This window comes from Microbacterium sp. p3-SID336, assembly GCF_025143365.1.
Taxonomy (GTDB): Bacteria; Actinomycetota; Actinomycetes; order Actinomycetales; family Microbacteriaceae; genus Microbacterium.
Genome location: NZ_JALXPE010000015.1, coordinates 41,053 through 67,417 on the forward strand (window position 1 = coordinate 41,053; position 26,365 = coordinate 67,417).

Below are 26,365 nucleotides of genomic sequence, written 5' to 3' on the forward strand. Positions count from 1 at the left end.
CGATCAGGCGCGCGGGATCAGCGTGAGCAGCGTCGCCTCGGGCCGACAGGCGAACCGCACCGGCGCATAGATCGAGTGCCCGCATCCCGCGCTCACGGTCAGCGGCACGGACGTGTCGCCGTGGGTCCACGTGCTCAGTCCCTTGGCCTGCTTCAGCGGGATGTCGCAGTTGGCCACGAGCGCCCCGTACCCGGGAAGGCAGACCTGCCCGCCATGGGTGTGCCCGCCCAGGATCGCCTCGGCGCCCAGGTCGATGAATCCGTTGAGCACGCGCTGATACGGGGCGTGGGTCACGCCGATCACCGCGGTGCCGGGCTCGCGCGGTCCGAGCTCCTCGATGGCGGCGGGCAGCACGTCCAGGCGGTCCCAGTCGCGATGCGCGTCGCTCACGCCGAAGAAGTCGACGGCGGCACCGCGCACCGTGAGTCGTGCGGCGCGGTTGTTGAGGTCGGTCCAGCCGAGCTCGTCGGTGAAGTAGCGGTCCATCGCGGCCGTGTCCAGCACCGTCGGCTCGTGGTGACGCTTCGACGGCCCGGAGAAGTAGCGCAGCGGATTGCGGGGCGCCGGCCCGTTGATGTCGTTCGAACCGTGCACGAACACCCCGGGGATGCCGGCGAACGGCGCGAACGCGCGACGGATGCCCTCCAGACCCTGTTCGTGGCCGAGGTTGTCGCCCGTGTTGACGATCAGGTCAGGACGGAGCTCCGCGAGCGAGGCCAACCAGTCCTGCTTGCGGTGCTGCCACGGCGCCATGTGCGCGTCCGAGAGGTGCAGGATCCGCAGGGGAGGGGTGCCGGGAGGGAACGCCGTCGCGGACTGCTCCCGCACGGTGAACAGGTACCGCTCGATGCCGATGCCCCAGACCGCCGCGGCGGCCCCCACGGCCCCCACCGCGCCGAGCGCGATGAGGGCCGGGTGCGCCGTGCGGGAGGAACCTACTGGCACGTCACGACCACGGTGGTGCTGCCGTTGACCGGTGTGCCCGGCGGCGGGTTCGTGACGCTCACGGTGGCCCCTGGCGGGTTGCACGAATTGTCGAACTCGTACGAGGGGACCCGCGCGGCCTTGAGCGCGGCGTCGGCCTGCTCACGCGACATCCCGACGATGTTCGACGGCACGGCTGCGCCGCGACCGTTGCTGATCGAGAGGGTGACCGTCGCGCTGCTGGCCGCCTGCCCGGTCGGGTCCTGCGCGGCGACGAGGCCCGCCGCGAGCTCGCTGTCGACCTCTCCGCCGATGGCGACCTGGAAGCCGGCTTCCTCCAGCGCGGCGCGGGCCTGATCCTGCGGCATGCCGACGACGCTGGGCACCGACTTCAGTTCCTGTCGGATCAGGTTGTTGTCGGGCTCGGGGAACCGCTCGCCCCCGTAGGCCTCGTTCGCGGCGGCCTGGGCAGCGCGCGCGAGCGGATAGCGCATGTCGTTCAGGTCCCAGCCGTTGTACCTCTGGCGGTAGATGTTCTCCTGGCCCTGCCAGCGCCCCGCCCAGACTGCGGTGGCGACCTCGGTGCTCGACTCGATCATCATGGTCGACCAGGTGTTGTGCGTTCCGGTCTTGCCGATCAGCGGGGTGCCGTCTCCCGGGTTGGCGCGCGCGCCGGTGCCGCCGCCGGCCATGACGGTCTGCAGCGCATACGCGGCCGTCGCGGCCACCTCGGGGGAGATCACGCCGGGGGTGCAGGAGGAGGCGGGGAGCTCGCGGTCCTTCCCGTCCGGGCCGATGACGCGGTCGATCGCACGCGGCGTGCAGTAGGTGCCGCCGCTGGCGACGGTCGCGTAGGCGTTCGCCATGGCAAGGGGAGAGATGTTCTTGGCGCCGAGCACGTCGTACGGCACGTTCTCGTCCGTGGTCTTGCCGCCGTTCGCGAGGGTCACGCCCAGTCGATCCGCGACCTTGTTGATGTCGCAGATGTCGAGCTTCGACGCCATCGCGAAGAATCCGCTGTTCAGCGAGTTCCTCGTGAAGTTCAGCACGGTGTCCGTCGAGCCGCCGCCGCCGCCGAAGTTGCCGATCTCCTTGGTGTTCGCCGTCATGGTGCCGCCGCCGCAGGAGGCCGCGGTGAACTTCATGTTGGTCTGCACGCGGCCGTTGACGACCTCCCGCACCGAGTGCCCCTTCTCGAGCCAGTCGATGAGTGTGAACAGCTTGTACGTCGAGCCGACCTGGAAGCCGTTCGAGTCGCCGTGCTTCCGGTCGCCGGCGAACACCAGCGAGGTGTAGGCGGGGTCGGTGGTCGGCGTCTCGGTGAACAGCGTGTTCTGCGTCATCGAGAGGATGCGCCCGCTGCCGACCTCGATCGAGACACCCGCGGCGCCGAAGTACTTGCCGTCGAAGTTCGGGTCGACGATCTCCGTCATCTTCTCCGCGGCCGGGTTCTGGACGCGGAAGTCGAGCGACGTGAAGATCTTCAGGCCGCCGCGGCGCAGCAGGTCGCGGCGCTCCTGCGGGGTGGCGCCGAAGGCCTCGTCGTTCAGCACGATCGAGCGCACGTACTGGCAGAAGTACGCATTAGTGCCTGCCGCGGCGCAGCCCTGCTGGGGAGGATTGATCGCGGGAGTGATCGGGGCCGCCTTGGCCTCGTCGTACTGCGCCTGCGTGATCTTGCCGTCGTCGAGCATGCGGTAGAGCACGTAGTCGCGGCGCTTCAGGGTGTCGGCGTAGCCGTCTGCTTCGGTGTTGTGGGCCACGCCCTCGGCGTCGGTGTACGTGCCGTCGACGGGCTTGTCGATCCGGTAGGTGTTCGGGTTCTGCACGATGCCGGCGAGGGTCGCGGCCTGACCGACGGTCAGGTTCATCGCCGTGGTGGAGAAGTAGTACCGAGCCGCGGCCTCGATGCCGTAGACCGTGCCGCCGAAGTTGGCGATGTTCAGGTAGCCGAGGAGGATGTCGTTCTTCGAGAAGTCCTTCTCGATCTGGATCGCGTACCGCATCTCCTGCAGCTTGCGCTCGATGCCCTTGCTGCCTACCGCGTTCGTCGCGTCGAGCCAGCACTGCTGCAGGTCGTCCGAGTACGTGTCGGACGTCGTGTCGACATCCTGCTCGCACTGCTGGATGAGCACGTTCTTGACGAACTGCTGGCTGATCGTGGAGGCGCCGCGGCTCGACGTGCCGCGCACGTTGTCGATCAGTGCCTTCATGGTGGCACCGAGGTTCACGCCGCCGTGCGTGTAGAAGCTCTTGTCCTCGCTGGAGAGGATCGCGTCGTACAGGACCGGGCTGACCTGCTCGTACGTCACGGGCACGCGGTTCTGCTCGTAGAACGACGCGAGCGGCACGGGGGTGCCGTCGGGCTGGGTCGCGTAGATGGTGGACTGCTCCATCGGCGTACCCGGGTTCAGGTTCTCGGGCAGCTTGTCGAAGAGCGTGAGGGCCGTGGTGCCGGCGACGCCGGTCATCGCGAGGACGGGGGTGACGCTCGCGGTCACGAGGAGACCGGCGACGGCGCTCAGTCCGACGAGCCCGACGAGACCGCCGAGCACGCCCTTCACCGTGCGATTCTTGTGGGGCATACGCTTGATCGTAGGGGAGTTCCCTGAATACAGCCTTTGACGAGCGCGGCCGGGCGCACCGGCGCGCCCCGATCGACAGGAGTGCCATGACCACGTGGGAGTACCTCACCACGCCGCTGCTGATCCACAACACGGCGGCCATCCTCAACAACTGGGGCAAGCAGGGCTGGGAGCTCGTCCAGGTGGTGCAGGGTCCGGAGGGCGGACTGGTCGCGTACTTCAAGCGCCCTGCCACGACGGACGGCTCGGCCAACGCCGGGCTCGCCGCGGCGGCAGAGGCATCGCGTCAGTTCGAGGGCCAGGCATGAGCCTCTCCGCCCGGCTCGCCGAGCTCGGCATCGAGCTGCCCGCCGTCGCCGCCCCGGTCGCTGCCTACGTCCCCGCCGTCGTGCACGGCGGCCTCGTGTACACCTCCGGTCAGCTGCCGTTCGTCGACGGCTCCCTCCCGGCCACGGGGAAGGTCGGTACCGAGGTCTCCGCCGAGGACGCGAAGTCCTACGCCCGTACCTGCGCGCTCAACGCGCTCGCCGCCGCGGCCGACGCCGCGGGCGGTGTGGACCGCCTCGCGGGAGTGGTGCGCGTGGGCGGCTTCGTCGGCTCGGCCGACGGCTTCACCGGCCAGCCGGGCGTCATCAACGGCGCCAGCGAGGTGCTCGGGGAGATCTTCGGCGACGAGGGCCGCCACGCGCGTGCCGCGGTCGGCGTCGCGGAGCTCCCGCTCGGCAGCCCGGTCGAGGTCGAGGTCACCTTCCGCCTCGCCTGACCCAAGAACGACGAACGCCCCCTCCGTGACGGAGGGGGCGTTCTTCATGCTCGGGTTACTTCACCTGTGCCGAGATGATGCTCATCACCGCGGTGTCGGCGAGGGTCGTCGTGTCTCCGACCTCGCGCCCCTCCGCGACATCGCGCAGCAGGCGGCGCATGATCTTGCCGGAGCGCGTCTTCGGGAGCTCTCCGACGATGTACACGTCCCGCGGCCGCGCGATCGCGCCGATCTGCTCGCCGACCCAGAGCCGCAGCTGCTGCGCCAGTCCCGCCGGGTCGTGCGCGGCCAGGTAGCTCTCCTTGATGATCACGAAGGCCACCACCGCCTGGCCCGTGGTCTCGTCGGAGGCTCCGACCACCGCCGCCTCCGCCGTGGCCTCGTGCGCCACGAGAGAGGACTCGATCTCGGCGGTCGACAGCCGGTGACCCGAGACGTTCATGACGTCGTCGACTCGGCCGAGCAGCCACAGGTCGCCGTCCTCGTCGAGCCGGGCGCCGTCGCCGGCGAAGTAGTAGCCCTGCTTCTCGAACTTCTCCCAGTATGTCTCGCGGAAGCGCTCGGGGTCGCCCCAGATGCCGCGGAGCATGCTCGGCCACGGCTCGGTGATGACCAGGAGTCCGCCGTTGCCGTTGCCGACCTCGACGCCCTGCTCGTCGACCACGTCGAGCGAGATCCCGGGAAGCGGCACCTGGGCCGAACCCGGCTTGGTCGCCGTCACGCCCGGCAGAGCGGAGACCATGATCGCTCCGGTCTCGGTCTGCCACCAGGTGTCGACGATCGGCGTCTTGCCTGCGCCGATCACCTCGCGGTACCACATCCACGCCTCGGGGTTGATGGGCTCGCCCACCGAGCCGAGCACGCGCAGCGACGACAGGTCGAACTTCTTCGGCACGCTGCGGCCGATCTTCATGAACGAGCGGATCGCCGTGGGGGCCGTATAGAAGATGGAGACCTTGTACTTCTCGATGATCTCCCACCAGCGGCCGGGATGCGGGGTGTCTGGCGTGCCCTCGTAGAGCACCTGGGTGGCGCCGTTCGCGAGCGGCCCGTACGTCACGTAGCTGTGCCCGGTGATCCAGCCGATGTCGGCCGTGCACCAGAACACGTCGGTCTCCGGCTTGAGGTCGAAGACGTACTTGTGCGAGTACGCGGCCTGCGTGAGGTAGCCGCCCGAGGTGTGCAGGATGCCCTTCGGCTTTCCGGTGGTGCCGGAGGTGTAGAGGATGAAGAGCGGATTCTCCGCCGGGAACGCCTGAGCCGTGTGCTCCGCTGAGGCGGCGGGAACGACGTCGTGCCACCAGATGTCGCGACCCTCGGTCCACTCCACTTCGTTCTCGCCGCGCTTGACGACGAGGACGTGCTCGACGGTCTGCTGCTCACCCTCACCGCGGTCGGCCAGCGCCTGGTCCACGGCCGGCTTGAGAGCCGACACGCGGCCCTTGCGGTAGCCGCCGTCGGCCGTGATCACGAGCTTGGCGCCGGCATCGTCGATGCGGGAGCGCAGGCTGTCCGCGCTGAAGCCGCCGAACACGACCGAGTGGATGGCTCCGACGCGCGCGACCGCGAGCATCGCCGCGATCGCCTCGGGGATCATCGGCAGGTAGATGGCCACGCGGTCGCCCTGGCCGACGCCGAGTCCCTCGAGGACGTTGGCGACGCGCTTGACCTCCTCGGTCAGTTCGGCGTAGGTGATGCGGCGGCTGTCGCCGGGCTCGCCCTCCCAGTGCAGCGCGACGCGATCGCCGTTACCGGCTTCGACGTGACGATCGAGGCAGTTGTACGCGACGTTCAGCTCTCCGTCGTCGAACCACTTCGCGAACGGCGGGTTGCTCCAGTCGAGCGTCTTCGTGAAGGGGGTGTGCCAGTGCACGAGCTCACGGGACTGGTCGGCCCAGAAGCCCTCGCGATCCGCCGCGGCCCGCTCGTACAGCTCGGGTGAGGCGACGGCCTGCGCTGCGAACTCCTCGGAGGGAGGGAACTGCCGGGTCTCGTCGAGAAGGTGGTCGATCTGGCTGCTCATCGGCAGGCGCTCCTTTGCGGCATACGGGTCATGCGGGCGTGATCGCAGGGGGGAAGGTGCGACCAGGTCAGGGCGAATCTATCCCTGCGCCCTGCGCGGTAATACTGCCGAAAGTCGGTAGTGTCGCCGGTTTTGTCAGGACGGTCGCCTTGCGTACACTCGACGACAGCCGAAATCTCATTCCGGCCTTGGCGCGCCCGATTCCCCCGATCGCGAGCCGCCGTGGGCGGCATCTCATTCCCCCCGTGAGATGCCGCCCTCTTCTTTGGGAGCGCTCCCCACGCCAGGGTGCGCGACGGGCGGCGCCGTCCGCATCGCTTCATCTGCACGCGGGCCGCCGTGTGGAGGTTGTGCACACCACCCGACCGCGGGCGGGGATCCGCGGATGTCCCGCTGCCGCCGGTGCCTATCTTCGCCGTATGTCCGAACGGTTCGTCATCCAGAGCAGAAGCGTCGGCGCGGCCGATGACCTCCCGGCCACGCCGCACGCGATCCTCCGGGCCGAACCGGCGTTCGCACCGCTGGCCCCCTTCGTCGACGACGACGTGACCGATGTGTTCGTGAACGGCGAGGACGCGCTGTTCGTCGATCGTGGCGACGGCACGGAACGGGTAGGCGGCTGGCGCGCCACCGAACGCGAGGTGCGCGACCTCGCCGTCGCGCTGGTCGGACTCGGCGGGCGTCACCTCGACGACCAGGCGCCCTGTGTCGACGTCCGGCTCGGTTCGGGAGTCCGGGTGCACGCCGTGCTCACTCCGGTCTCGACACGGGGTACCGCCCTGTCCATCCGCATCCCTCGGGTGCAGTCCGCCGACCTCGACGCCCTGGCGGCGCTCGGCACGTTCGACCCTCCGCAGCAGCGCTGGCTCGAGCGGCTGGTCGCCGACCGCGCCAACCTCCTGTTGACGGGCGGCACCGGCACCGGCAAGACGACGCTGCTGTCGGCGCTGCTGTCCGCGGTGCCGCCGTCGGAGCGCATCGTCACGATCGAGGATGTCGCCGAACTCCGTCCGCGGCATCCCCACCACGTCGCGCTGGAGGCGCGTCAGGCCAACCTGGAAGGCGCCGGCGGGGTCGGCCTCGCGCGCCTCGTGCGGGAATCGCTGCGGATGCGTCCGGATCGGCTCGTGGTCGGCGAGTGCCGCGGCGAAGAGGTGCGCGAGCTGCTGACCGCGCTGAACACCGGCCACGACGGCGGCGCGGGGACCCTGCACGCGAGCGGAGTGCTCGACGTGCCGGCGCGGCTGGAGGCGCTGGGCGCGCTCGCGGGCATGGATGCCGTCGCGTTGGCGCGCCAGGCCGTCAGCGCCTTCACCGCGGTGCTTCATCTCGAGCGCGCGTCGGACGGCAGGCGGCGCATCGCCAGGGCGGGGCGCCTGGTCCTGCAGGGGGACCGTCTGGGCATCGAGGAGGCGCAGCCGTGGTGAGGGGGCGCCCGAGCACAGCGCCGGGAGTGCCCGATGTCGCGGACTCCGTGCAGACGCTCGCTGTGCTGCTGCAGGCCGGGGCCGCGCCGATCGTCGCGTGGCGGCACCTCGCGGCCTCGGGGGACCGTCACGCGCTCGCCATCGTCGAGAGGGTGGAGGACGGCACAGGGCTCGTCGCGGCGATCGGTGCGGAGGGCGGCTCCTGGGTGGAGCTGGCCGCGGCCTGGGAGGTGGCCACCGTGGTGGGCGCGCCGCTGGCTGAGGTGCTGCGCACGATCGCGGAGTCTCTGCGCGACGCGGCGGCCGCGACCGACGACGTGCGCATCGCCCTCGCCGAGCCCGCCGGGACGGCGCGGCTGCTGCTCTGGATGCCGTTGGCCGGACTGCTGCTCGGGTTCGCGCTCGGCTTCGACACCCTCGGCGTGCTGGTCGGCAACCCTCTGGGCACAGCGTGCGTGATCGTCGGACTGCTGCTCGTAGGGGCTGCTCGTCTCTGGACGTCGCGCCTGCTCCGCCGCGCTCAACCGGCGCCGGGAACCCCCGGCATCGCCGCCGAACTCGTCGCCGTGGCGCTCACCGGCGGCGCGCCCATCGAGCGTGCGGTGCGCCTCGTCGCCGAGACAGCGGTCGCCGAACCTGCGGGGGAGGCACGTGTGCGTCAGGTGCTCGACCTCTCGCGCGAGGCCGGGGTGCCCGCGGTCGAGCTTCTTCGCGCCTCCGCGGCGCAGGACCGCCACCGCGCGCGGGTGCGGGGTCGGCTGGCGGCTGCCGCGCTGTCGACGCGTCTGCTCATCCCGCTCGGCGTCTGCACCCTCCCCGCCTTCCTGCTGCTCGGGGTCGCCCCGCTGCTGCTCAGCGTCCTCGCCTCGACGCCACTCCCCGTCTGACCGGCCGATCCGCATCGACGGCCGTTTCCCGCTCCCAGAAGAAGCCACAGAAGAAAGAGGAAGAAGGAAACCATGAACACCGACACCCCGCACGCCATCCCCATGCTCGACCGCCGCCGCGCCGCTGCGCTGTTCGGTGACGACACCGGAGCCGCCACTGCCGAATACGCCATCACGACCATGGCAGCCGTCGCCTTCGCCGGTCTTCTGGTCGTGATCCTGCGGTCGGACGAGGTGCGCGGCATCCTCACCGATCTCGTCCGTCGCGCGCTGTCGGTCTCATGAGACGGCCCGATCGCGTGGGGGCGCACAGGGTCGGCCGCCTGTGCGCCCAGGCAGAGGCAGCAGCGGAGGCAGCGGCGGAGGCAGAGGCAGAGACGGAGGCGGAGGCGGTGACCGGGACTAAGGCGGAAGCGAGGGCAGGCGTCGGCGCAGGGACGGGCGCTGAGAAAGAGGTGCACGCAGGCGCGGAGGCGGAGCGCGGCTCGGTCGCCGCCGAGCTCGCCGTCGCGCTTCCGGCCGTGGTCCTGGTGCTGCTGCTCGGCGTCGGTGCGCTCAGCGCGGCGTCCAGGCAGGTGGTGCTGCAGGACGCCGCGGCCGATGCCGCACGGCTGATGGGGCGCGGCGAAGGGGAGGGCGTGGCTGCCGGGGCCGTGCGTGCTGCCGTCCCCGAAGCGGGTGTGACCTTCGCCGCAGCCGACGCACTCGTCTGCGCGACAGCCACGCTCGACGTGTCCCTCGGGGCATTCGTCCACGTCCCGCTCCGCGCCTCCAGCTGCGCTCTGGACGGAGGGCGCTGATGGCAGGCTCGGCCCTCGCCGCCGGTGTGCTCGCGGTGGGCGCGACGCTGTCGATCGGTCTCGCGGCGGTCGGGGGAGCGGCGGTGACGGCGCAGCGCGCCGCCGCCGCGGCCGACGCTGCCGCGCTCGCCGCAGCCGATGCGGCGACCGGTGCGGTGCCCACCGCCGAGGCCCCGTGCACGCTCGCCGCGCGGGTCGCCGTCGCGGGTGCGGCGCGGCTGACCTCGTGTTCGCTGGAGGGGGACGTGGCGACCGTGTCGGTGGAGGCGGCGTACGCTGGACTGGCCGCCGTCTCCCGCGCCCGTGCCGGGCCACCCGAGGGTCCATGACGGCGGCGCGACCCCTCACCCCCTGTGAACGACCCCGCACAGCGGTGTGTATGGTGTGCTTCGAAGAAAGGACGCACCCTTGGCTGAAGGCAAGAAGCTCGTCATCGTCGAGTCCCCGACGAAGATGCGGTCTATTCAGGGATACCTCGGCGACGGCTACGAGGTGCTCAGCTCCGTCGGCCACATCCGCGACCTCGCCGACAAGAAGGACATCCCCGCCGAGGACAAGAAGGCGTACGGGAAGTACTCGATCGACATCGACAACGGCTTCGACCCGTACTACGTGGTGTCCGACCGCAAGACCAAGACGGTCGCCGAGTTGAAGCGCGCGCTGAAGAGCGCCGACGAGCTCCTGCTCGCCACTGATGAGGACCGCGAGGGCGAGGCCATCGCCTGGCACCTGCTCGAGACACTGAAGCCCAAGGTGCCCGTCAAGCGGATGGTCTTCCACGAGATCACCAAGGACGCCATCCAGGCCGCTGTCGGCAACACCCGTGAGCTCGATCACGCGCTCGTGGATGCACAGGAGACCCGCCGCATCCTCGACCGCCTCTACGGCTGGGACGTCTCGCCCGTCCTCTGGTACAAGGTGAAGACGGGCATCTCCGCCGGTCGTGTGCAGTCCGCCGCCACACGGCTCATCGTGGACCGCGAGCGCGAGCGGATGGCGTTCGTCTCCGCCGAGTACTGGGATGTCGACGCGAGCGCCGCCGCCACGGGCACCTCGTTCCGCATCCGTCTGGTGCGGGTGGACGGTGGCCAGCTCGCTCGCGGTACCGACTTCGACGACTCCGGCAAGCTCAAGAAGGCCGTGGTCGTGCTCGATGAGGCCAAGGCGACGGCGCTCGCCCGCGCGGTCGAGGCGGCCGGAGCCGGCACCGTCACCAAGGTCGAGGCGAAGCCGGGAACCCGGAGCCCCTATGCGCCCTTCACCACCTCGACCATGCAGCAGGAGGCTGGTCGCAAGCTCTCGATGAGCGCCAAGCAGGCGATGAGCGTGGCCCAGCGCCTGTACGAGAAGGGGTACATCACCTATATGCGCACCGACTCCACGGCGCTGAGCACCCAGGCGGTGCAGGCGGCGCGGAGCCAGGCGGTCGCGCTCTACGGGGACAGTGCCGTTCCGCTCAAGCCGCGGGTGTACAAGTCCAAGAGCAAGAACGCGCAGGAGGCGCACGAGGCGATCCGCCCCTCCGGCGAGAACTTCCGGACGCCCGCCTCCCTGTCGTCTGAGCTGGACCGCGAGGAGCAGCGCCTCTACGACCTCATCTGGAAGCGGACCGTCGCCAGCCAGATGGCCGACGCCAAGTACGAGACCACGACGGTGACGATCGCGGTCGACGCCGGCGGACAGAACGCCGAGTTCACCGCGTCCGGCACGGTGTACACCTTCAAGGGCTTCCTGGAGGCGTACGAAGAGGGGCGCGACGAGAAGCGCAGCGACGCCGATGCGGCCGAGAACCAGTCGCTTCCCGCGGTGGCCGTGGGCGATGAGCTCGCGGTGTCGGACGCCGAGTCCAAGGGGCACCGCACCACCCCGAAGCCGCGCTACACCGAGGCGTCGCTGGTGAAGGTGCTGGAGGAGAAGGGCATCGGCCGTCCGTCCACCTTCGCCACGATCCCGGAGACCATCCTCGACCGCGGCTACGCCGTCAAGCGGGGACAGGCGCTCGTGCCGACGTGGCTCGCGTTCAGTGTCGTGCGTCTGCTCGAGGAGCACTTCGCCGATCTCGTCGACTACGACTTCACCGCCGCCCTGGAGGACGACCTCGACACCATCGCCCGCGGCGAGCAGAACCGCGTCGAGTGGCTGAAGTCGTTCTACTTCGGCTCCGACTCGCACGTGGGGCTGCGCCAGGTCGTCGACAACCTCGGCGAGATCGACGCCAGGGCTCTGAACTCGACGCGCATCACCGACACGGCCACTCTGCGGTTCGGCAAGTACGGGCCCTACCTCGAGGTCGCCGACCCGGAGAACCCGGACGCCAAACCGCGTATCGTCAACGTCCCGGAGGACCTCGCTCCCGACGAGCTCACGGCGGAGAAGGCGCAGGAGCTCATCGATGCTCCGGTCGCCGGCGACCGCGTGCTCGGCGAGAACCCCGAGAACGGCAAGATCATCGTTGTGAAGGACGGGCGGTTCGGCCCGTACGTGCAGGAGAACGACCCCGTCTCCGACGATGCCGACGTGGACGAGACCACGGGCGAGGTCGTCGAGGCTCCCAAGCCCAAGAGGGGCGCGAAGAAGGAGGCGGCGCCCAAGCCGCGCACCGCCTCGCTGTTCCGTTCGATGTCGGTCGACACGCTCGATCTCGACACCGCGCTCAAGCTGCTGAGTCTGCCCCGGGTCGTCGGCGTGGACCCCGAGTCCGGCGACGAGATCACCGCCCAGAACGGCCGCTTCGGTCCGTACCTCAAGAACGGCACGGATTCGCGATCGCTGGAGAGCGAGTCGCAGATCTTCGATGTCACGCTCGAGCAGGCGCTCGAGATCTACCAGCAGCCCAAGTACGGCGCGCGGCGGGCGTCGAGCGCCCTCGCCGAGTTCGATGCCGACCCGGTGAGCGGCAAGCCCATCCGGGTGCGGGACGGCAGGTTCGGGCCCTACGTGACCGACGGCGAGACCAACGTCACGATCCCGCGCGGGCAGACGCCGGACGACATCACGTTCGAGATCGCGGTGCAGATGCTGGCAGACAAGCGCGCCAAGGGTCCGGCGCCCAAGCGCGGGTCGCGCGGCGCTGCGAAGAAGGCTCCGGCGAAGAAGGCTCCCGCGAAGGCCTCTGCGGCGAAGGGTGCTGCGGCGAAGAGCACTGCGAAAACCTCTGCGTCGAAGAGCACTGCGAAGAAGGCTCCTGCGAAGACCTCTGCGGCCAAGAGCGGGGCAAAGGCCTCGGCGTCGAAGTCCGCGAGCGCCACCTCGGCGGCCCGCTCGGCCGCGGCGAAGAAGGCAGCGGCGACCCGCGCGGCCAACGCGGCGGCCAAGGCGGCGGAGCAGGCGGGCTCGTGACAACGGCCCGCGGCGCGTGGATCACTCTCGAAGGCGGAGACGGCTCAGGGAAGACCACGCAGTCCAACCTGCTCGCCGACTGGCTGGAGCAGCAGGGCCATCGGGTCGTGCGAACGAGGGAGCCCGGCGGCACCGAGGTCGGCACGCTGATCCGCGAGATCGTGCTGCACCACCGCGGGGACATCGCGCCCAGGGCCGAGGCGCTGCTCTACGCCGCCGACCGCGCGCACCACGTGGCCACCGTCGTGCGTCCGGCCCTCGCACGCGGTGCGGTCGTGCTGCAGGACCGCTACCTCGACTCCTCCGTGGCGTACCAGGGCGCGGGGCGTGTGCTCGATGCCACGGAAGTCCGCGACCTGTCGCTCTGGGCTGCGGAGGGGGCGCTGCCCGACCTCACGGTGCTGCTCGACCTCGACCCCGCGGCCGCCCGCAGTCGCCTGGACTCGGCCGACAAGCCGTTCGACCGCCTGGAAGCGGAGCAGGCCGAGTTCCACTCGCGCGTGCGGCAGGCCTACCTCGGGCTCGCAGCCGCAGAGCCGGAGCGGTTCCTCGTGCTCGACGCCGCGCAGTCGCCCGAGGTCATCGGAGAGCGCATCCGCGCCAGAGTCGCCGCACTTCTCGACTGATACTGCACACCGCTCCCGTCCGGAGACTTCTCGTGTCCGGCAGGAGGCGTCCCCGCGGCGTCGGCGGTCCCGATTAGGCTGAGTGCATGCCCCCGACTCTCTCCGCCCCGTTCCCGTGGGCCGACGTCTGGGGGCAGGAAGCCGCGGTGCAGACTCTGCGGGCCGCTGCCTCCGACCCGGCCGCCCTCTCGCACGCCTGGCTGCTCACGGGTTCCCCAGGGTCCGGCCGCTCGACCCTGGCCTATGCGTTCGCCGCGGCCCTGATCGCGGAGGGCCCGGACGACGAGGCGACCATGCGGCAGGTGCTCGCCGGTACCCATCCCGATGTCACGGCGCTCCGCACGGACAAGGTGATCATCACGATCGCCGAGGCCAGGGCGCTCGTGGAGCGCTCCTACTTCGCCCCCTCGGCGGGGCGGTACCGGGTGATCGTGGTCGAGGACGCTGACCGCATGGTGGAGCGCACCTCGAACGTGCTCCTGAAGGCGCTGGAGGAGCCGCCGGAGCAGACGGTCTGGATCCTGTGCGCGCCGAGCGAGGCCGACCTGCTGCCGACGATCCGCTCCCGCGTGCGCTCGCTGCGGTTGCGCGAGCCCGACGTCGCCGACGTGTCCCGGCTGATCAGCCTGCGTACGGGTGTCGACGAAGCGGTCGCCGAGCAGGCGGCACGTCATGCCCAGCGTCACATCGGCATGGCACAGCGCCTGGCCACCGATGACGCGGCGCGCCGCCGGCGCGACGAGACTCTGCGTGCCGTGATCGGCGTCCGCGGGGTCAACGACGCCGTGGAGGTCGCCGGCCGCATCATCCAGGCGGCGACGGAGGATGCGAAGGCTCTCACCGCGGAGCGTGATGCGAGCGAGCGCGCGGCGCTGCTGCGCACGGTGGGCGTCGCGGAGGGGCAGGCGGTGCCGCCCGCGCTGCGGGCACAGGTGTCAGCCCTGGAGGACGAGCAGAAGAAGCGGGCGACGCGCAGCCTTCGCGACGGGATCGATCGCGTTCTCACCGATCTGCAGTCGCTGTTCCGAGACGTGGTGATGCTGCAGTTCGGTCGCGGCGACGACCTCATCAATCGCGAGCTGCACACCGAACTGGCAGCTCTCGCCGCCGCGTGGCCGGTGACCCGTACCCTTGACGTACTCGACCACCTTGCCGACACCCGGGAGTCGCTGGAGCGCAACGTCGCTCCGCTGCTCGCCCTGGAGAGCTTGCTCGTGACGGTCACGAGCGGGAGGAAACCGTGAACACCCCACCCCTGTCCCGCCTCCGCCGTGCCGCCGCCCTCATCGCCGGCGTGGCCGTGGCCTCCGTGGCGCTGTCCGGCTGCCTCTACGCCCTGATCCCCGAGCAGTCGAGCAGGCCGAGCCAGGAGCGGGAGCCGGACACCGAGGGTGTCGCGGCGGACCTGCTGCCGTACTACTCGCAGGAGCTCGACTGGACGGACTGCGGCGCTGGGTTCGAGTGCACCGACGTCACGGCGCCCCTCGACTGGGAGAACCCGAGCGCGGGCGAGATCAGCCTGTCCGTGGTGCGGCACCGCGCCGAGGGGGAGGCGGTGGGCTCGCTGCTCACGAACCCGGGCGGCCCTGGCGCGAGCGGCGTCGACCTCATCCGCGACAGCCTCGACTACGCCGTGGGTCCCGCGCTGATCGAGAACTACGACGTGATCGGGTTCGACCCGCGCGGCGTGGGCGAATCGACCGCGGTCACGTGCTTCGACGACGCCGAGATGGACGAGTACCTGTACCCCAGCGAGCCCGTCGGGGCGGAGCGAGGCACGCCGGAGTGGGAGGCCGACCTGCTCGAGGCCCACCGGTCGTTCGCCGAGGCCTGCGACGCGAACAGCGGCGGCATCCTGCCCTACATCACGACTGTCAACGCGGCGCGGGACATGGACCTGATCCGCGCGGTCCTGGGCGACAAGCAGCTCAACTACCTCGGCTACTCCTACGGCACGTTCCTCGGCGCCACCTACGCCGAGCTCTACCCGGAGAAGGCCGGTCGGCTCGTGCTCGACGGGGCGATCGACCCCGCGATCCCCGGGCTCGATGTGGGCGCGACGCAGGCGCTCGGATTCGAGTCCGCGCTGCGGGCCTACATGCAGGACTGCCTGGAATCCGACGGCTGCCCCTTCACCGGCACCGTCGATGAGGCGATGACCGACCTGGGGGCGCTCCTGGCCAGCGTCGACCGCACCCCGCTGGAGAACGGTGACGGACGCCTGCTGAACGCCGACGCGCTCATGACGGGCATCATCGCCGCCCTCTACTCGCAGGACAGCTGGGACTACCTGACGCAGGCGCTGGAGGAGGCGCTGCAGGGCGACCCGACCACGGCGTTCGTGCTGGCCGACTTCTACAACGGCAGGGAGAACGGCACCTACATCGACAACTCGACGGAGGCGTTCCGCGCGTACAACTGCATGGACTATCCGGTGGAGGACGACCCCGCCGCCGAGGCCGCGACGGAGGCGAAGATCGCGGAGGGCGCGCCGACGATCGCTCCGTACTGGACCGGACCCGACCCCTGTGAGGTCTGGCCGTACCCGCCCACGGGCACGCGCGGCGAGATCACGGCCGAGGGTGCGGGGCCGATCCTTGTGATCGGCACGACCAATGACCCGGCGACGCCGTATGAGTGGTCGGAGTCCCTTGCCGATCAGCTCGAAGAGGGCGTGCTGATCACCCGGGTGGGCGAGGGGCACACCGGATACAACAAGGGCAACGCCTGTGTCGACGACGCTGTCGAGGCGTTCCTGCTCGACGACGTGGTGCCGGAGGACGGTCTCCGCTGCGAGTGAGGGCGTCTCGATTCGCGAGAGAGCGCGAGACAGGGTAATATCGGTGATCGCGCCGCTCACGCGTCGCACGCCGCTTTAGCTCAGTCGGCAGAGCATTTCACTCGTAATGAAAAGGTCGTCAGTTCGATTCTGACAAGCGGCTCCAGATGAGAGTAAGGCCCCCGGGAAACCGGGGGCCTTTTCTCTTGGCCGTGCATGGCAGCTGCATGGCAGTGCCGACGGCTCGAGGGCATGCCCGCGTAGGGCGGCTCCAGGGCGCGTGCGGAGCGGGGCCGTCATCCCCGACGGGAGTGCAGTGCGGCGGCGGTCACGCCGACCCCGCGGTCTCGGTCTCGAGCGAAGACGGCGAGCACGTCCGCGGCGGCCGCCCCCGGGATGTCCGCCAGCACGGCGACCAGTCGCCTGCGGGCACCCACGTCCGACTCCGCTGCGGCCTCGCCCACCGCGGCGGCGATGCCAGCGGCCGTGGTCGGGTCGACGGCGAGCCCTGCCAACGCCTCGCCGGCCGCTACGTCCTCGAACCCGCCGGCGACCTGTGCCACGAGCCCTCCGATCATGGAGGCGTCGCCGGCGCGAGCCCGCAGCACCCGTGCGCGGGCACGGATCCGAGGGTCCGGATCCGCCGCCCGTGCTCCCAGGGCCTCGCGGCTGGCGTCCGAATCGATCTTCTCCAGTGCGGCGAGGGCCCGGTACCGATGCTGCTCGTCCGGGTCGTCGAGTGCTGCCAAGAGGGCCGGGACAGCGTCGTCGCCCCGCCGAGCCACAGCCCAGGCGAGGGCACCGGCGGCATTCGTGTCGTCCTCTCGCAGCAGTGCGTCGACCAGCACCCCGGCCGGGGCGTCAGCGGGGCCGGCCACCAGTGCTCTGCGCTGTCGCTCGGAGGCGTCGGCGGCCTGCAGACCCCGCATCAGCTCGACGGTGCGCAGCGCCGCATCCCAGTCCTGCGGCTTCCCCGCCCGCACCCGCTCTAGGCGCTGCGCGAGTTCCTGCAGCTCCGCCAGCCGTTCGCGTGTGCGCAGCAGCAGGCGGGAGAGCGCCTCGGCCGGAGAGAAGGTCGCATCGTCCAGTGCCGCAGCCACGTCGGACAGGGGGATGCCGAGCGAACGCAGGTTCTCGATGTGCACAAGCCGACGCAGGTCCTGCTCCGTATAGTCGCGGTAGCCGCCGCTGGTGCGCGCGGCAGGCGTCAGCAGGCCGATACGGTCGTAGTGCCGCAGCATGCGCGCGCTGATGCCGGAGCGCGCAGAGACCTCACCGATGCGCACGGTCAGTCCTGTTCGACCGGGGGCGCCGCGCGCAGTGCGACGACGCGCTCCGCCTCGGCGACGGCGGCGGCGAAGTCGTCCTCCGGCGACTCGATGAGGTGCCGCGTGGCGAGCGCGTGCGCGCGCACCTCCGGGTCGGGATGGTCTTCGGCGGCTGCGGCGGCGGCGGTGCCCGCGTCGCCGAGCAGGGCGATCGCTCTACTCAGGCTGCGCTGCAGTGCGAGGTCTCCGCGACCGAGCTCGCCGATCAACTCCCGGGCGAGGTCGTGATGCTGCGCGACGGGCGCAAGGCCTGCCGCGGCGCGCCAGGCTGCCCGCGCCACTTCGGGATCGTCGTCATGGAGCAGCGACGGCGTGATGGCGGTCGCCGCCCGCGCGTCGCCGATCTTCGACAGCGTGTGCAGCGCCTGGCTTCGCGCCTGCGGCTCGGACGACGTCAGCTCCTGCACGAGCAGGTCGACGGAGATGGCGGAGTCCTGCCGCGTGAGCGCCCACGTGAGCATGTCGCGCACGAAGAAGTCGGGCTCCACGGCGCATCGTGCGATCAGCACGGGAATGAACGCCTGATCGGGACTGGTTCCGGCCGTGAGAGCGGCCTGCAGACGCGCGGAGGAGCTCGGCGCCTGCAGGGCGCGGTCGAGTCGGGCGGCGTGTGATTCGGTTCGTGCAGTCATGGGGCACCTCCACCGACCATCCCACACCCTGTCACGGTGACAAGGTCAAGCAGCCCTGCCGCATGCATCGCCGTGTCCGCGCGGCGTACCCTCGGAGGATGAGCAGAGCGCTTCTCATCGTCGATGTGCAGAACGACTTCACGGAGGGTGGTGCGCTCGCGGTCGCGGGAGGCGACGCCGTCGCCGCCGCGGTCTCGGAGTATCTCTCCGTCCATGCGGCGGACTACGCCGTGATCGTGGCGTCGCGGGACTGGCACGACGCGGAGGGGGACAACGGCGGACACTTCGCCGCCGCGCCCGACTTCGTGGACTCCTGGCCGGTGCACTGCGTCGCCGGCACCGCGGGCGCCGAGTACGACCCGCTGCTGGACACGGAGGCGGTCACCCACCACGTGCGCAAGGGGCAGGGGCGCCCGGCGTACTCCCTGTTCGAGGGAACGACGGAGGCCGGCGAGACGGTGGGGGCGGTCCTCAGCGCCGCAGGAGTGGTCGCGGCTGACGTCGTCGGCATCGCGACGGACCACTGCGTGCGCGCGTCGGCCCTCGACGCCATCGCGCACGGCGTGCGGGTGCGCATCCTCACCGACCTCATCGCGGGCGTCGCACCGGAGCCGAGCGAAGCGGCGCTCGCCGAGCTCGTCCATGCCGGGGCCGAACTCGTCGCGAGCGGGAACCCATGAGCGGCAGCGTCCTGCTGCTGCGCGCCGTGAACGTGAGCGGTCGCAACAGCGTGCCGATGGTGCGCCTGCGCGAGCTCGTGGCCGCGCGGACCGGGCTGGAGGAGGTCTCCACCTTTATCGCGAGCGGCAACATCCTGTGCGCGACCCCGGCGGATGCGATCGCGGCCTGTGCTGCCGTCCGGGCGCTGATCGCGGCGGAGTTCGGGGTGGACACCCCGGTGATCCACCGCACGCACGCGGAGCTGCAGGCCTCGGAGGCGGCGCAGCCGTTTCCCGAAGGGGAGCTGAAGCGGGTGCACGCCATGTTCCTGGAGGGCCCGCCCGCGAAGGGGGCGATGGAGGCGCTGCGCGAACGGCTCGTGCCGGGGGAGCGGCTGGCCCTCGTGGGGCAGGATCTGTGGATCGACTATGCCGAGGGCGGCGTGCACTCCACGAAGCTCACGAAGGCGGTGCTCGACCGGGCGCTCGGGGTGGCCGGCACCGCGCGCAACCTCCGGACGACGCGGAAGCTCATCGAGCTGACCGCCTAGCGCCAGCGCTCCGGGCTGACCGCGATCGTGCGGCTGACGGGACTCGGCGGCGTCTGCGCGTGGGCGAGGAGATCGACGCGGCGGGTGTCGCAGCCGGCGCAGCGCACGTAGAGCACCGTGCCGTCGCTGGTGGGGTGGCGCGATTCCACGAGCCAGGCGTGCTCGTGGGTCAGGGCGGGGGGCAGCGGGTGCGGGATCGGGAGGGTGTCGGGGGTGGGCATGAGACCAGCGTGATGTAATGGTCTTATGCATCTCAACCCTTACGGCGAGTATGCCGTGCTGCTGGCCGCGTCACTGGCGAACGACTGGCCAGACGACCGCGAGGGGATCGAGCAGCGCACGCTCGCTCTAGGCATGACGCAGACGTTCCCCGCCGCCGAGGGCGATCACGCCGAAGTCCGAGCCGTGATCGACGAGTGGCTCCGCATCGTTGACGAACCCGATGCCGACGCACGCGCCGCGATGCTCAACGCACAACTGGCCTCCGCGGGGGCGTATCCCCGACTCGTCGACCACGACGGCGAAGGCTGGCATCTGCACTACCGCGACGACGTGCGCTCGCTGCCGTTCGTGCTGCGCGCCACCATCAACCTCGGCACCGCGCTGCATCTGGTGACGCGGGGCATGCACCGGCTCGGGCGCTGCGAGGCCGGCCCCTGCCGCAACGTGGTGGCCGACGTGACGCGCAACGGCCGCCAGCGGTTCTGCTCCGTGAGGTGCGCGAACCGGGCGGCCGTGCGGCGCCACAGGGCGCGCGTCAGCTGAGGTCAGGCGGTCTGACCGGCGTGCTTTCCCTCGCCGATCTCCTCGACCAGCTTCGCGTTGAACGCGGGGAGGTCGTCGGGGGTGCGGCTGGAGACGAGGCCCTCGTCCACCACGACCTCCTCGTCGACCCACGACGCTCCGGCGTTGCGCAGGTCGGTCTTCAGGCTGGGGTAGCTCGTGATGGTCCTGCCGTCGACCACACCCGCCTCGATGAGGATCCAGGCGCCGTGGCAGATCACGCCGACCGGCTTGTGCTGCGCGAAGAAGGCCCGCGCCAGCTCGATCGAGGCCTGGTCCATGCGCAGATGGTCGGCGTTCACGACGCCGCCGGGCAGCACGAGCGCATCGAACTGGTCGGCCGACGCGTCGGCGGCCTTCAGGTCGACCGGCTGCTCATGTCCGTTCTTGCCGGTGATGGCAGCGCCGTCCGGGGCGATGAGCGTCGCGCTCGCGCCCTCGGCGGTCACGGCTTCCCAGGGGCTGGTCAGCTCGCTGTCCTCGAATCCGTCCGTCGCCAGGAATGCCACGCGGTTTCCGGTGAGAGTCATGGTCCGTCCTTTCGGTGGGGAGTCGCCCTGTTCCGGGGACGACTCGACCCTCTCGCGGAGTGCGGTCTCACGGAAGGGGGTGGTCCGTCGGCGGTGCGGATGATACGAGGAGGGTCAGGCGAGGTCCCGCTGGAGCGGCACGAGCAGTCCGGCACCTGCGCCGACCAGGGCGTACACGGCCAGCAGCGCGGCACCGGCGAGCGGTGGAAGCAGGACGGCGGTCCCCAGCGGCACCTGCGTGGCCAGGGCATCGGTGAGGAGGGTGAAGTCGGTGAGCGCGGCCGTCGCTCCGCCGGGGAGGTAGGGGTAGACGTGATTGAGTCCGGGCAGGAGCATCAGCACCGGCTCGAGGAAGTAGAAGTACCCGACCACGATGCCGATGGCGAGGAGCTGATGGCGGGCCAGTGCGCCGATCGCCACCCCGAGCACGGTGTAGACGGCTGCTGCGGCAGCGAGCTGGAGCAGCATGGTCGCGAGGGTGCCGACGCCCACGCCGAGGGTGACGCCGCGAAGAGTTGCGGCGCCCAGGAGTGCGAGTGCCGAGGCGAGGGCCGCGGTGAGTCCGTACCCCAGTCCGAGCAGGACGTAGACCGCGAGCTTCGCGGCGAGCAGCCGTCCGCGTTGCGGGACGGCGAGGAACGTGGTGCCGATCGTCCGGTGGCGGTACTCGCTGGTGATGGCGATGGTGCCGAGGAGTGCGGGGACGAACAGCAGCAGGCCGCTCAGCCCGACGACGAAGCTGACGCCCTCGGCTGTGTCGATGCCGGGCAGCGGGGGAGTGGAGTGCTCGGGCCCGATCAGGGCGAGCAGTCCCGTGAGGCCGGCGCCGCTCGCCGACGCGGCGATCAGCGCCCACAGCGGGAGGCGGGTGGAGAACAGGCGGATCGCTTCGCCGCGCAGCAGATTCATCGGTGGGCTCCTTCGGTGGTGTGTGCGAGGAAGGCGTCCTCGAGGGTGCGGCCGTGCGCCGCGAACTCCTCGATCGGCCCGGACCAGGCGATCCGGCCGCGGTCGATCAGCACGAGGTCGTCGATGCTGAGCTGCAGCTCGCTGAGCACGTGGCTGGAGAGCAGGACCGTGCCGCCGCGCGCGGCGAAGTCTCGGAGGAACGAGCGCAGCCAGACGATGCCGGCGGGGTCGAGGCCGTTCGACGGCTCGTCGAGAAGGAGCACACGCGGATCGCCGAGGAGAGCGGTCGCCAGGGCGAGGCGCTGCCGCATGCCGGTGGAGAAGCCGCCGACGCGGCGCCGGGCGGCGTCCTGCAGGTCGGTGAGCATCAGCACCTCGCCGACACGGGCGGTGTCGTGGCCGCCGAGCGCGGCGTAGGTGCGCAGGTGGTCCTCGGCCGTGGTCCCGGGGTGGGCGGCCGCGAGGTCGAGCATCGCGCCGACGATGCTGCTCGGGCGGGTGAGGCGGCGGTACGGGGTTCCGCCGAACAGCGCGGTCCCCCGGTCGGGCCGGACCAGGCCCAGCATCATGCGCAGCGTGGTGGACTTGCCGGCGCCGTTCGGGCCGAGGAAGCCGGTCACCCGTCCGACCTCGGCGCGGAAGGAGACCTCGTCCACCGCGACGACCTCGCCGTATCGCTTGCTGAGGCCGGCGACCTCGATGGTGATGCCGGTGGGGGACGGGACGGTCATGGAGCTCCTTGGGACGTAGGATCGAAGTATCGCTGAGAACATTATCACGATGAGAACAATGGAGCATCGCATGAACCGATCCGCGCCGATGGCCGACGTCGTCCTGCACCCCGTCCGCCTGCGGATCATCCTGCAGTTCGGCGGCCGCGAGCTCACGACGGCCGAGCTGCGCCGCGCCCTGCCCGACGTCACGCAGGCCACGCTCTACCGTCATGTCTCGGCACTCGTCGACGCCGGCATCCTCGTGGTCGTGCAGGAGCGGAAGGTCCGCGGGGCCATCGAGCGCACGCTGGCCCTCGGCGACCGCATGGCGCACGTGGACGAGCACGCCATGGGCGCGATGGAGGACGCCAGGCTCCGCACCGCGTTCCTCACGTTCCTCGGTGAACTCGGCGCGGGGTTCGACCGCTTCCTCTCCGACCCTGACACGTCGTCGCGAGGCTTCGCCGGCTTCGGGCAGACGCCGCTTCATGTCACGGAGGCCGACCTCGGCGTGATCCAGCACGGGCTCACCGAGCTCCTGGCGCCCTACCGCGACCCGGACCGTGAGGGCGTGCGCCGCGTGGACCTCGCCACCGTGGTGATCCCGCACACTCCCGCGGGGGACGGCGCATCCGACGAGAGCGACGCAGCGACGCCGACGGGGGGATGACGGTGGGCCCCGTGGGGCTCGAACCCACGACCCGCGGATTAAAAGTCCGATGCTCTGCCAACTGAGCTAGAGGCCCGTGCACCCAGTCTAGGGCGCACGACGAAGGGCCGTCGGCGCACAGCTCGCCGACGGCCCTTTCACCCTCCCTGTCCTCCCGATCAGAGAAGGCCGTGTGCCGGTCGGGTCGCCCGGCACCTCCCCGCGCTTACTGCGCCGGGGGCATCAGGACCGAGTCGATCAGGTACACGGTCGCGTTCGCGGTCTGCACGCCGCCGCAGATGACGTTGGCGTCGTTGACCATCCACTCGTCTCCGCTGCCGGTCACCTCGAGGTCGGCGCCCTGCACGGTGGTGTGCATGCCCTCGATGTCGGCCGGCTCGATCTGGCCGGGCACCACGTGGTACGTCAGGATCGACGTCAGCGTGGCGCTGTCGGTCTTCAGGGCCTCGATCGTGGCGGGGTCGATCTTCGCGAAGGCGTCGTCGACGGGGGCGAACACCGTGAACTCGTCGCCGTTCAGCGTGTCGACGAGGTTCACGTCGGGGTTGAGCTGGCCGCTCACGGCCGAGACGAGCGTCTTCAGCAGCGGGTTGTTCGAAGCGGCGACCGCCACCGGATCCTGGGACATGCCCTGGACGGAACCGGGACCGTCGGGGACCTCTTCCGCGTATGCCGCGCAGCCGGGACCGACCAGGTTGGCCGCGGGGTCCATCTCCTCCATCGGCGTCGACTCCGACGTCTCGGGAGCCGTCGGCTCCGACGACTCCTCGGTGGTGCTGCCGCTGCCCATGGAACAGGCGGAGAGCAGGAATGCGCTCGCAAGGCCCAGGGTGACTGCTGCGGTGACCTTCTTCTTGGTGCTGAACATGTCGAGCTCCTTCAGGACTTGGCCACGGCCTCTCCGTGGCGTTGACCGGTGTTCGGAGCCCTCCACGGAACGGATGGGACGAATTTCTGGATTCGTGGATCCGCTCTCCGATCCAATCCGCTGGAGCGAGCGGAGCGAACAGCACCTGACGGAAGCGAGGACCTCATGGACCTGATCATCATCGGCCTGCTCGGCGGGCTCATCACCGGCATCTCGCCGTGCATCCTGCCCGTGCTGCCGGTGATCTTCCTGACGGGAGGAGCCCAGTCGGCCGCCTATGACGGAGAGGCGGTGCCGGCCAGGAGGAGCCGTCCCTTCTTCGTGATCGCGGGACTCGTGCTCAGCTTCACGCTGGTGACCCTCGGCGGATCCCTGCTGCTGGGGCTGCTCAACCTGCCGCAGGACATCATCCGCTGGGTCGGCATCGCCGTGCTGGTCGTGATCGGGGTCGGTCTCATCGTTCCGCGCTTCCAGCACCTTCTGGAGCGTCCGTTCCAGCGCTTCGGCCAGCGCGAGGTCAAGAACCGCGGGAACGGCTTCGGCGTCGGGCTCGCACTCGGCGCCGTGTTCGTGCCGTGCGCCGGCCCCGTGCTGGCGGCCATCATCGTCGCAGGCTCGACGGGCCGGATCGGCCTCGGCACCGTGCTGCTGACGGTGTCGTTCGCGATCGGCGTGGCCGTGCCGCTGCTGGTCTTCGCGCTCGCAGGACGCAGTGTGGTCGAGCGGATCCGGGCGTTCCGCAGCAAGGAGCGCGCGCTGCGCATCGCCGCGGGCATCGCCATGATCGCGCTCGCCGTGGGTCTCGTCTTCAACGTCCCGCAGACGCTGCAGCGGCTGCTGCCCGACTACACGGCGCCGCTGCAGGACCAGATCGCCGATTCCGAGCAGGTGCAGGACGCCCTCGACCTCGGCGGGCTTGTGAACGAGGAGAACAAGGACCTCGACAAGTGCACGAACGGCGCCGAACAGCTGGAGTCGTGCGGCACCGCGCCCTCCATCAAGGGCATCGAGCAGTGGCTGAACACTCCGGGCGGGCAGGCGCTCGATCTGAAGGACCTGCGCGGCCAGGTCGTGCTGATCGACTTCTGGGCGTACTCCTGCATCAACTGCCAGCGCTCCATCCCGCACGTGGTCGCGTGGGACGAGGCCTACCGCGACGCGGGTCTGCAGGTCATCGGCATCCACTCACCCGAGTACGCCTTCGAGAAGGATCCGGGCAACGTGGCGGCGGGTGTGCAGGACTTCGGCATCGAGTACCCGGTGGCGCTCGACAACACGCTGTCGACCTGGACCAACTACCGCAACCGCTACTGGCCGGCCCACTACCTGATCGACGCGGAGGGCACGGTGCGCCACATCTCCTTCGGCGAGGGCAACTACGCGGCCACCGAGGCGATGATCCGCGAGCTGCTGCAGGACGCGGACCCCGCGGTCGAGCTCCCCGCGGCCACCGACGTGAAGGACGAGACCCCCGAGGTCGGCGCCACGACGCGCGAGACGTTCCTCGGCTCCTCCAAGGACGTCAACTACGGCGGCGGCGAGTACCGCGCGGGCGAGGGGAGCTTCACCTTCCCGGAGGACCAGCCCGACGACAGCTTCGCGCTCGACGGCGAGTGGGCCGTGGAGACGCAGTACGCGACGCCCACCGGGGACGGCGGCGCCATCCGCCTCGAGTACCGCGCGGCGGAGGTGCGGATGGTCGTTGCCGGCTCCGGCGAGGTCGTCGTGCGCGACGAGAACGGCGACGAGCAGACCATCGAGGTGGACGGCACGCCGCGCTCGTACGGTCTGGTCGATCGCGAGTCGATCGAGAAGGGCACGCTGACGCTCGAGGTCCCTGCCGGTGTCGAGGTGTATTCCTTCACCTTCGGGTGACGCCTGCACGGGATGAGGGAGGAGATACGGCATGCTGGTGGAGATGGTCATCGATGGGATGGACGTTCCGGAGGACGGAGCGACACAGGATGCTGTCGCCGACCTCCTCGTCCGCGTCGCCTCCGGTGATCAGGCTGCCTTCGCCGAACTCTACGATGCGCTCTCCCCGCGCGTGTTCGGCCTCATCCTCCGCGTGCTCGTCAACAGGGCGCAGAGCGAGGAGGTGCTGCAGGAGGTGTTCCTGGAGATCTGGCAATCCGCTGCGCGCTTCGCTCCGAACAAGGGTCAGGGACGAACATGGGTGATGACGATCGCTCATCGTCGGGCCGTCGACCGGGTGCGGGCTTCGCAGTCGAGTGCGGACCGCGATGTGCGGGCCGGCTATCGCGACCTGGGCGTGGCGCACGACAGCGTCGCGGAACGAGTCGAGCTGGCCATCGAGGGAGAGCGGGTCGTCGCGGCGCTGACAGGGCTTCCTGAGGCGCAGCGAGAGGCGCTCGTCCTCGCCTACTACGGCGGTTACAGTCAGAACGAGATCGCGGCGCTCGTGGGAGCGCCCCTGGGGACCATAAAGACACGGATGAGAGACGGGCTGACCCGGCTCCGCACGGCGATGGGGGTGACGGCATGAACGAGAAGGACTTCGCAGAGCTCGCGGCAGGTGCCGCGCTCCACGCGCTGTCGGCGGACGACG

General features: G+C 70.5%; 27 protein-coding genes and 2 tRNA genes. 18 read left to right on the top strand and 11 right to left on the bottom strand.

What is annotated here, in order from left to right; translation table 11 throughout:
* Nucleotides 1–3 precede the first annotated feature (3 nt).
* Both M3C17_RS06240 and M3C17_RS06245 read right to left on the bottom strand, forming a co-directional pair.
* Entirely contained in the window at nt 4–945 is a 942-nt protein-coding gene (locus tag M3C17_RS06240; RefSeq protein ID WP_259976788.1) for a metallophosphoesterase, read from the bottom strand.
* A complete protein-coding gene (locus tag M3C17_RS06245; RefSeq protein ID WP_259976789.1) occupies nt 936–3,509 on the bottom strand; it encodes a transglycosylase domain-containing protein in 2,574 nt (857 codons plus the stop codon). Before M3C17_RS06245 ends, M3C17_RS06240 begins: the two co-directional genes overlap by 10 nt.
* Nucleotides 3,510–3,595: 86 nt before the next feature.
* Here M3C17_RS06245 and M3C17_RS06250 point away from each other — a divergent pair, with 86 nt between their 5' ends.
* Nucleotides 3,596–3,817 carry a DUF4177 domain-containing protein gene (locus M3C17_RS06250; protein ID WP_259976790.1) on the top strand — a complete coding sequence of 74 codons (222 nt, stop codon included), beginning with the start codon at nt 3,596–3,598 and terminating at the stop codon, nt 3,815–3,817.
* The gene (locus M3C17_RS06255) at nt 3,814–4,272 is read left to right on the top strand and encodes a RidA family protein (RefSeq protein ID WP_259976791.1); all 459 of its coding nucleotides are present in this window, start codon (nt 3,814–3,816) and stop codon (nt 4,270–4,272) included. Before M3C17_RS06250 ends, M3C17_RS06255 begins: the two co-directional genes overlap by 4 nt.
* Before the next feature lie 55 nt (nt 4,273–4,327).
* Here the strand turns inward: M3C17_RS06255 and acs are convergent, their stop codons facing one another.
* Entirely contained in the window at nt 4,328–6,295 is a 1,968-nt protein-coding gene (gene acs / locus M3C17_RS06260; protein WP_259976792.1) for an acetate--CoA ligase, read from the bottom strand.
* Nucleotides 6,296–6,714: 419 nt separating this feature from the next.
* On the opposite strand from acs, the gene M3C17_RS06265 reads away from it, so the two are divergent.
* The 10 genes from M3C17_RS06265 to M3C17_RS06310 all read left to right on the top strand — a co-directional run bounded on the left by M3C17_RS06265 (nt 6,715) and on the right by M3C17_RS06310 (nt 16,319).
* The gene (locus M3C17_RS06265) at nt 6,715–7,722 is read left to right on the top strand and encodes a TadA family conjugal transfer-associated ATPase (RefSeq protein ID WP_259976793.1); all 1,008 of its coding nucleotides are present in this window, start codon (nt 6,715–6,717) and stop codon (nt 7,720–7,722) included.
* Nucleotides 7,716–8,609, top strand: coding sequence for a type II secretion system F family protein (locus tag M3C17_RS06270; protein ID WP_311198433.1), 894 nt, complete (start codon nt 7,716–7,718; stop codon nt 8,607–8,609). Before M3C17_RS06265 ends, M3C17_RS06270 begins: the two co-directional genes overlap by 7 nt.
* 72 nt (nt 8,610–8,681) lie before the next feature.
* Entirely contained in the window at nt 8,682–8,894 is a 213-nt protein-coding gene (locus M3C17_RS06275) for a DUF4244 domain-containing protein (protein WP_259976794.1), read from the top strand.
* Nucleotides 8,895–9,001: 107 nt separating this feature from the next.
* The gene (locus tag M3C17_RS06280; protein ID WP_311198434.1) at nt 9,002–9,409 is read left to right on the top strand and encodes a TadE family type IV pilus minor pilin; all 408 of its coding nucleotides are present in this window, start codon (nt 9,002–9,004) and stop codon (nt 9,407–9,409) included.
* The gene (locus tag M3C17_RS06285) at nt 9,409–9,738 is read left to right on the top strand and encodes a helicase (RefSeq protein ID WP_259976795.1); all 330 of its coding nucleotides are present in this window, start codon (nt 9,409–9,411) and stop codon (nt 9,736–9,738) included. The genes M3C17_RS06280 and M3C17_RS06285 overlap by 1 nt, the downstream gene beginning before the upstream one ends.
* A gap of 79 nt (nt 9,739–9,817) precedes the next feature.
* A complete protein-coding gene (topA, locus tag M3C17_RS06290; RefSeq protein ID WP_259976796.1) occupies nt 9,818–12,748 on the top strand; it encodes a type I DNA topoisomerase in 2,931 nt (976 codons plus the stop codon).
* Entirely contained in the window at nt 12,745–13,374 is a 630-nt protein-coding gene (tmk, locus tag M3C17_RS06295) for a dTMP kinase (protein WP_259976797.1), read from the top strand. Before topA ends, tmk begins: the two co-directional genes overlap by 4 nt.
* An 86-nt stretch (nt 13,375–13,460) precedes the next feature.
* Nucleotides 13,461–14,618: a DNA polymerase III subunit delta' gene (locus M3C17_RS06300; protein ID WP_259976798.1), complete on the top strand. Its 1,158-nt coding sequence runs from the start codon at nt 13,461–13,463 to the stop codon at nt 14,616–14,618.
* Nucleotides 14,615–16,174, top strand: coding sequence for an alpha/beta hydrolase (locus tag M3C17_RS06305; protein ID WP_259976799.1), 1,560 nt, complete (start codon nt 14,615–14,617; stop codon nt 16,172–16,174). The genes M3C17_RS06300 and M3C17_RS06305 overlap by 4 nt, the downstream gene beginning before the upstream one ends.
* 69 nt (nt 16,175–16,243) lie before the next feature.
* A tRNA-Thr gene (locus tag M3C17_RS06310) sits at nt 16,244–16,319 on the top strand.
* Between the two features lie 130 nt (nt 16,320–16,449).
* Here M3C17_RS06310 and M3C17_RS06315 read toward each other — a convergent pair.
* Both M3C17_RS06315 and M3C17_RS06320 read right to left on the bottom strand, forming a co-directional pair.
* Nucleotides 16,450–17,439 carry a MerR family transcriptional regulator gene (locus M3C17_RS06315; RefSeq protein WP_259976800.1) on the bottom strand — a complete coding sequence of 330 codons (990 nt, stop codon included), beginning with the start codon at nt 17,437–17,439 and terminating at the stop codon, nt 16,450–16,452.
* A gap of 2 nt (nt 17,440–17,441) precedes the next feature.
* On the bottom strand, nt 17,442–18,113 hold the full coding sequence (locus M3C17_RS06320) for a HEAT repeat domain-containing protein (protein ID WP_259976801.1): 672 nt from the start codon (nt 18,111–18,113) through the stop codon (nt 17,442–17,444).
* Between the two features lie 98 nt (nt 18,114–18,211).
* On the opposite strand from M3C17_RS06320, the gene M3C17_RS06325 reads away from it, so the two are divergent.
* On the top strand, nt 18,212–18,793 hold the full coding sequence (locus M3C17_RS06325; RefSeq protein ID WP_259976802.1) for an isochorismatase family protein: 582 nt from the start codon (nt 18,212–18,214) through the stop codon (nt 18,791–18,793).
* Nucleotides 18,790–19,323: a DUF1697 domain-containing protein gene (locus M3C17_RS06330; RefSeq protein WP_259976803.1), complete on the top strand. Its 534-nt coding sequence runs from the start codon at nt 18,790–18,792 to the stop codon at nt 19,321–19,323. The genes M3C17_RS06325 and M3C17_RS06330 overlap by 4 nt, the downstream gene beginning before the upstream one ends.
* Here the strand turns inward: M3C17_RS06330 and M3C17_RS06335 are convergent.
* Complete coding sequence (locus M3C17_RS06335; protein ID WP_259976804.1) at nt 19,320–19,544, bottom strand: hypothetical protein; 225 nt, start codon at nt 19,542–19,544, stop codon at nt 19,320–19,322. The two genes, M3C17_RS06330 and M3C17_RS06335, sit on opposite strands and share 4 nt — an antisense overlap.
* 25 nt (nt 19,545–19,569) lie before the next feature.
* Here M3C17_RS06335 and M3C17_RS06340 point away from each other — a divergent pair, with 25 nt between their 5' ends.
* Nucleotides 19,570–20,088, top strand: coding sequence for a CGNR zinc finger domain-containing protein (locus M3C17_RS06340; RefSeq protein WP_259976805.1), 519 nt, complete (start codon nt 19,570–19,572; stop codon nt 20,086–20,088).
* Nucleotides 20,089–20,090: 2 nt separating this feature from the next.
* Here the strand turns inward: M3C17_RS06340 and M3C17_RS06345 are convergent, their stop codons facing one another.
* The 3 genes from M3C17_RS06345 to M3C17_RS06355 all read right to left on the bottom strand — a co-directional run bounded on the left by M3C17_RS06345 (nt 20,091) and on the right by M3C17_RS06355 (nt 22,276).
* A complete protein-coding gene (locus M3C17_RS06345; RefSeq protein ID WP_259976806.1) occupies nt 20,091–20,636 on the bottom strand; it encodes a type 1 glutamine amidotransferase domain-containing protein in 546 nt (181 codons plus the stop codon).
* A 114-nt stretch (nt 20,637–20,750) separates the two neighbouring features.
* Nucleotides 20,751–21,545, bottom strand: coding sequence for an ABC transporter permease (locus tag M3C17_RS06350; RefSeq protein WP_259976807.1), 795 nt, complete (start codon nt 21,543–21,545; stop codon nt 20,751–20,753).
* The gene (locus M3C17_RS06355) at nt 21,542–22,276 is read right to left on the bottom strand and encodes an ABC transporter ATP-binding protein (protein ID WP_259976808.1); all 735 of its coding nucleotides are present in this window, start codon (nt 22,274–22,276) and stop codon (nt 21,542–21,544) included. The genes M3C17_RS06350 and M3C17_RS06355 overlap by 4 nt, the downstream gene beginning before the upstream one ends.
* A gap of 70 nt (nt 22,277–22,346) precedes the next feature.
* Between M3C17_RS06355 and M3C17_RS06360 the strand changes: the two genes are divergently transcribed.
* The gene (locus tag M3C17_RS06360) at nt 22,347–22,928 is read left to right on the top strand and encodes a helix-turn-helix domain-containing protein (RefSeq protein WP_259976809.1); all 582 of its coding nucleotides are present in this window, start codon (nt 22,347–22,349) and stop codon (nt 22,926–22,928) included.
* Between the two features lie 3 nt (nt 22,929–22,931).
* On the opposite strand, the gene M3C17_RS06365 is transcribed toward M3C17_RS06360, so the two are convergent.
* Together M3C17_RS06365 and M3C17_RS06370 are read right to left on the bottom strand one after the other, a co-directional pair.
* Nucleotides 22,932–23,004 (bottom strand) — tRNA-Lys (locus tag M3C17_RS06365).
* Nucleotides 23,005–23,133: 129 nt separating this feature from the next.
* On the bottom strand, nt 23,134–23,796 hold the full coding sequence (locus M3C17_RS06370; RefSeq protein WP_259976810.1) for a fasciclin domain-containing protein: 663 nt from the start codon (nt 23,794–23,796) through the stop codon (nt 23,134–23,136).
* 165 nt (nt 23,797–23,961) lie between these two features.
* Here M3C17_RS06370 and M3C17_RS06375 point away from each other — a divergent pair, with 165 nt between their 5' ends.
* On the top strand, nt 23,962–25,671 hold the full coding sequence (locus M3C17_RS06375) for a cytochrome c biogenesis protein DipZ (protein ID WP_259976811.1): 1,710 nt from the start codon (nt 23,962–23,964) through the stop codon (nt 25,669–25,671).
* A gap of 31 nt (nt 25,672–25,702) precedes the next feature.
* Nucleotides 25,703–26,302 carry an ECF RNA polymerase sigma factor SigK gene (sigK, locus tag M3C17_RS06380; RefSeq protein ID WP_259976812.1) on the top strand — a complete coding sequence of 200 codons (600 nt, stop codon included), beginning with the start codon at nt 25,703–25,705 and terminating at the stop codon, nt 26,300–26,302.
* The last annotated feature ends 63 nt before the right edge of the window (nt 26,303–26,365 follow it).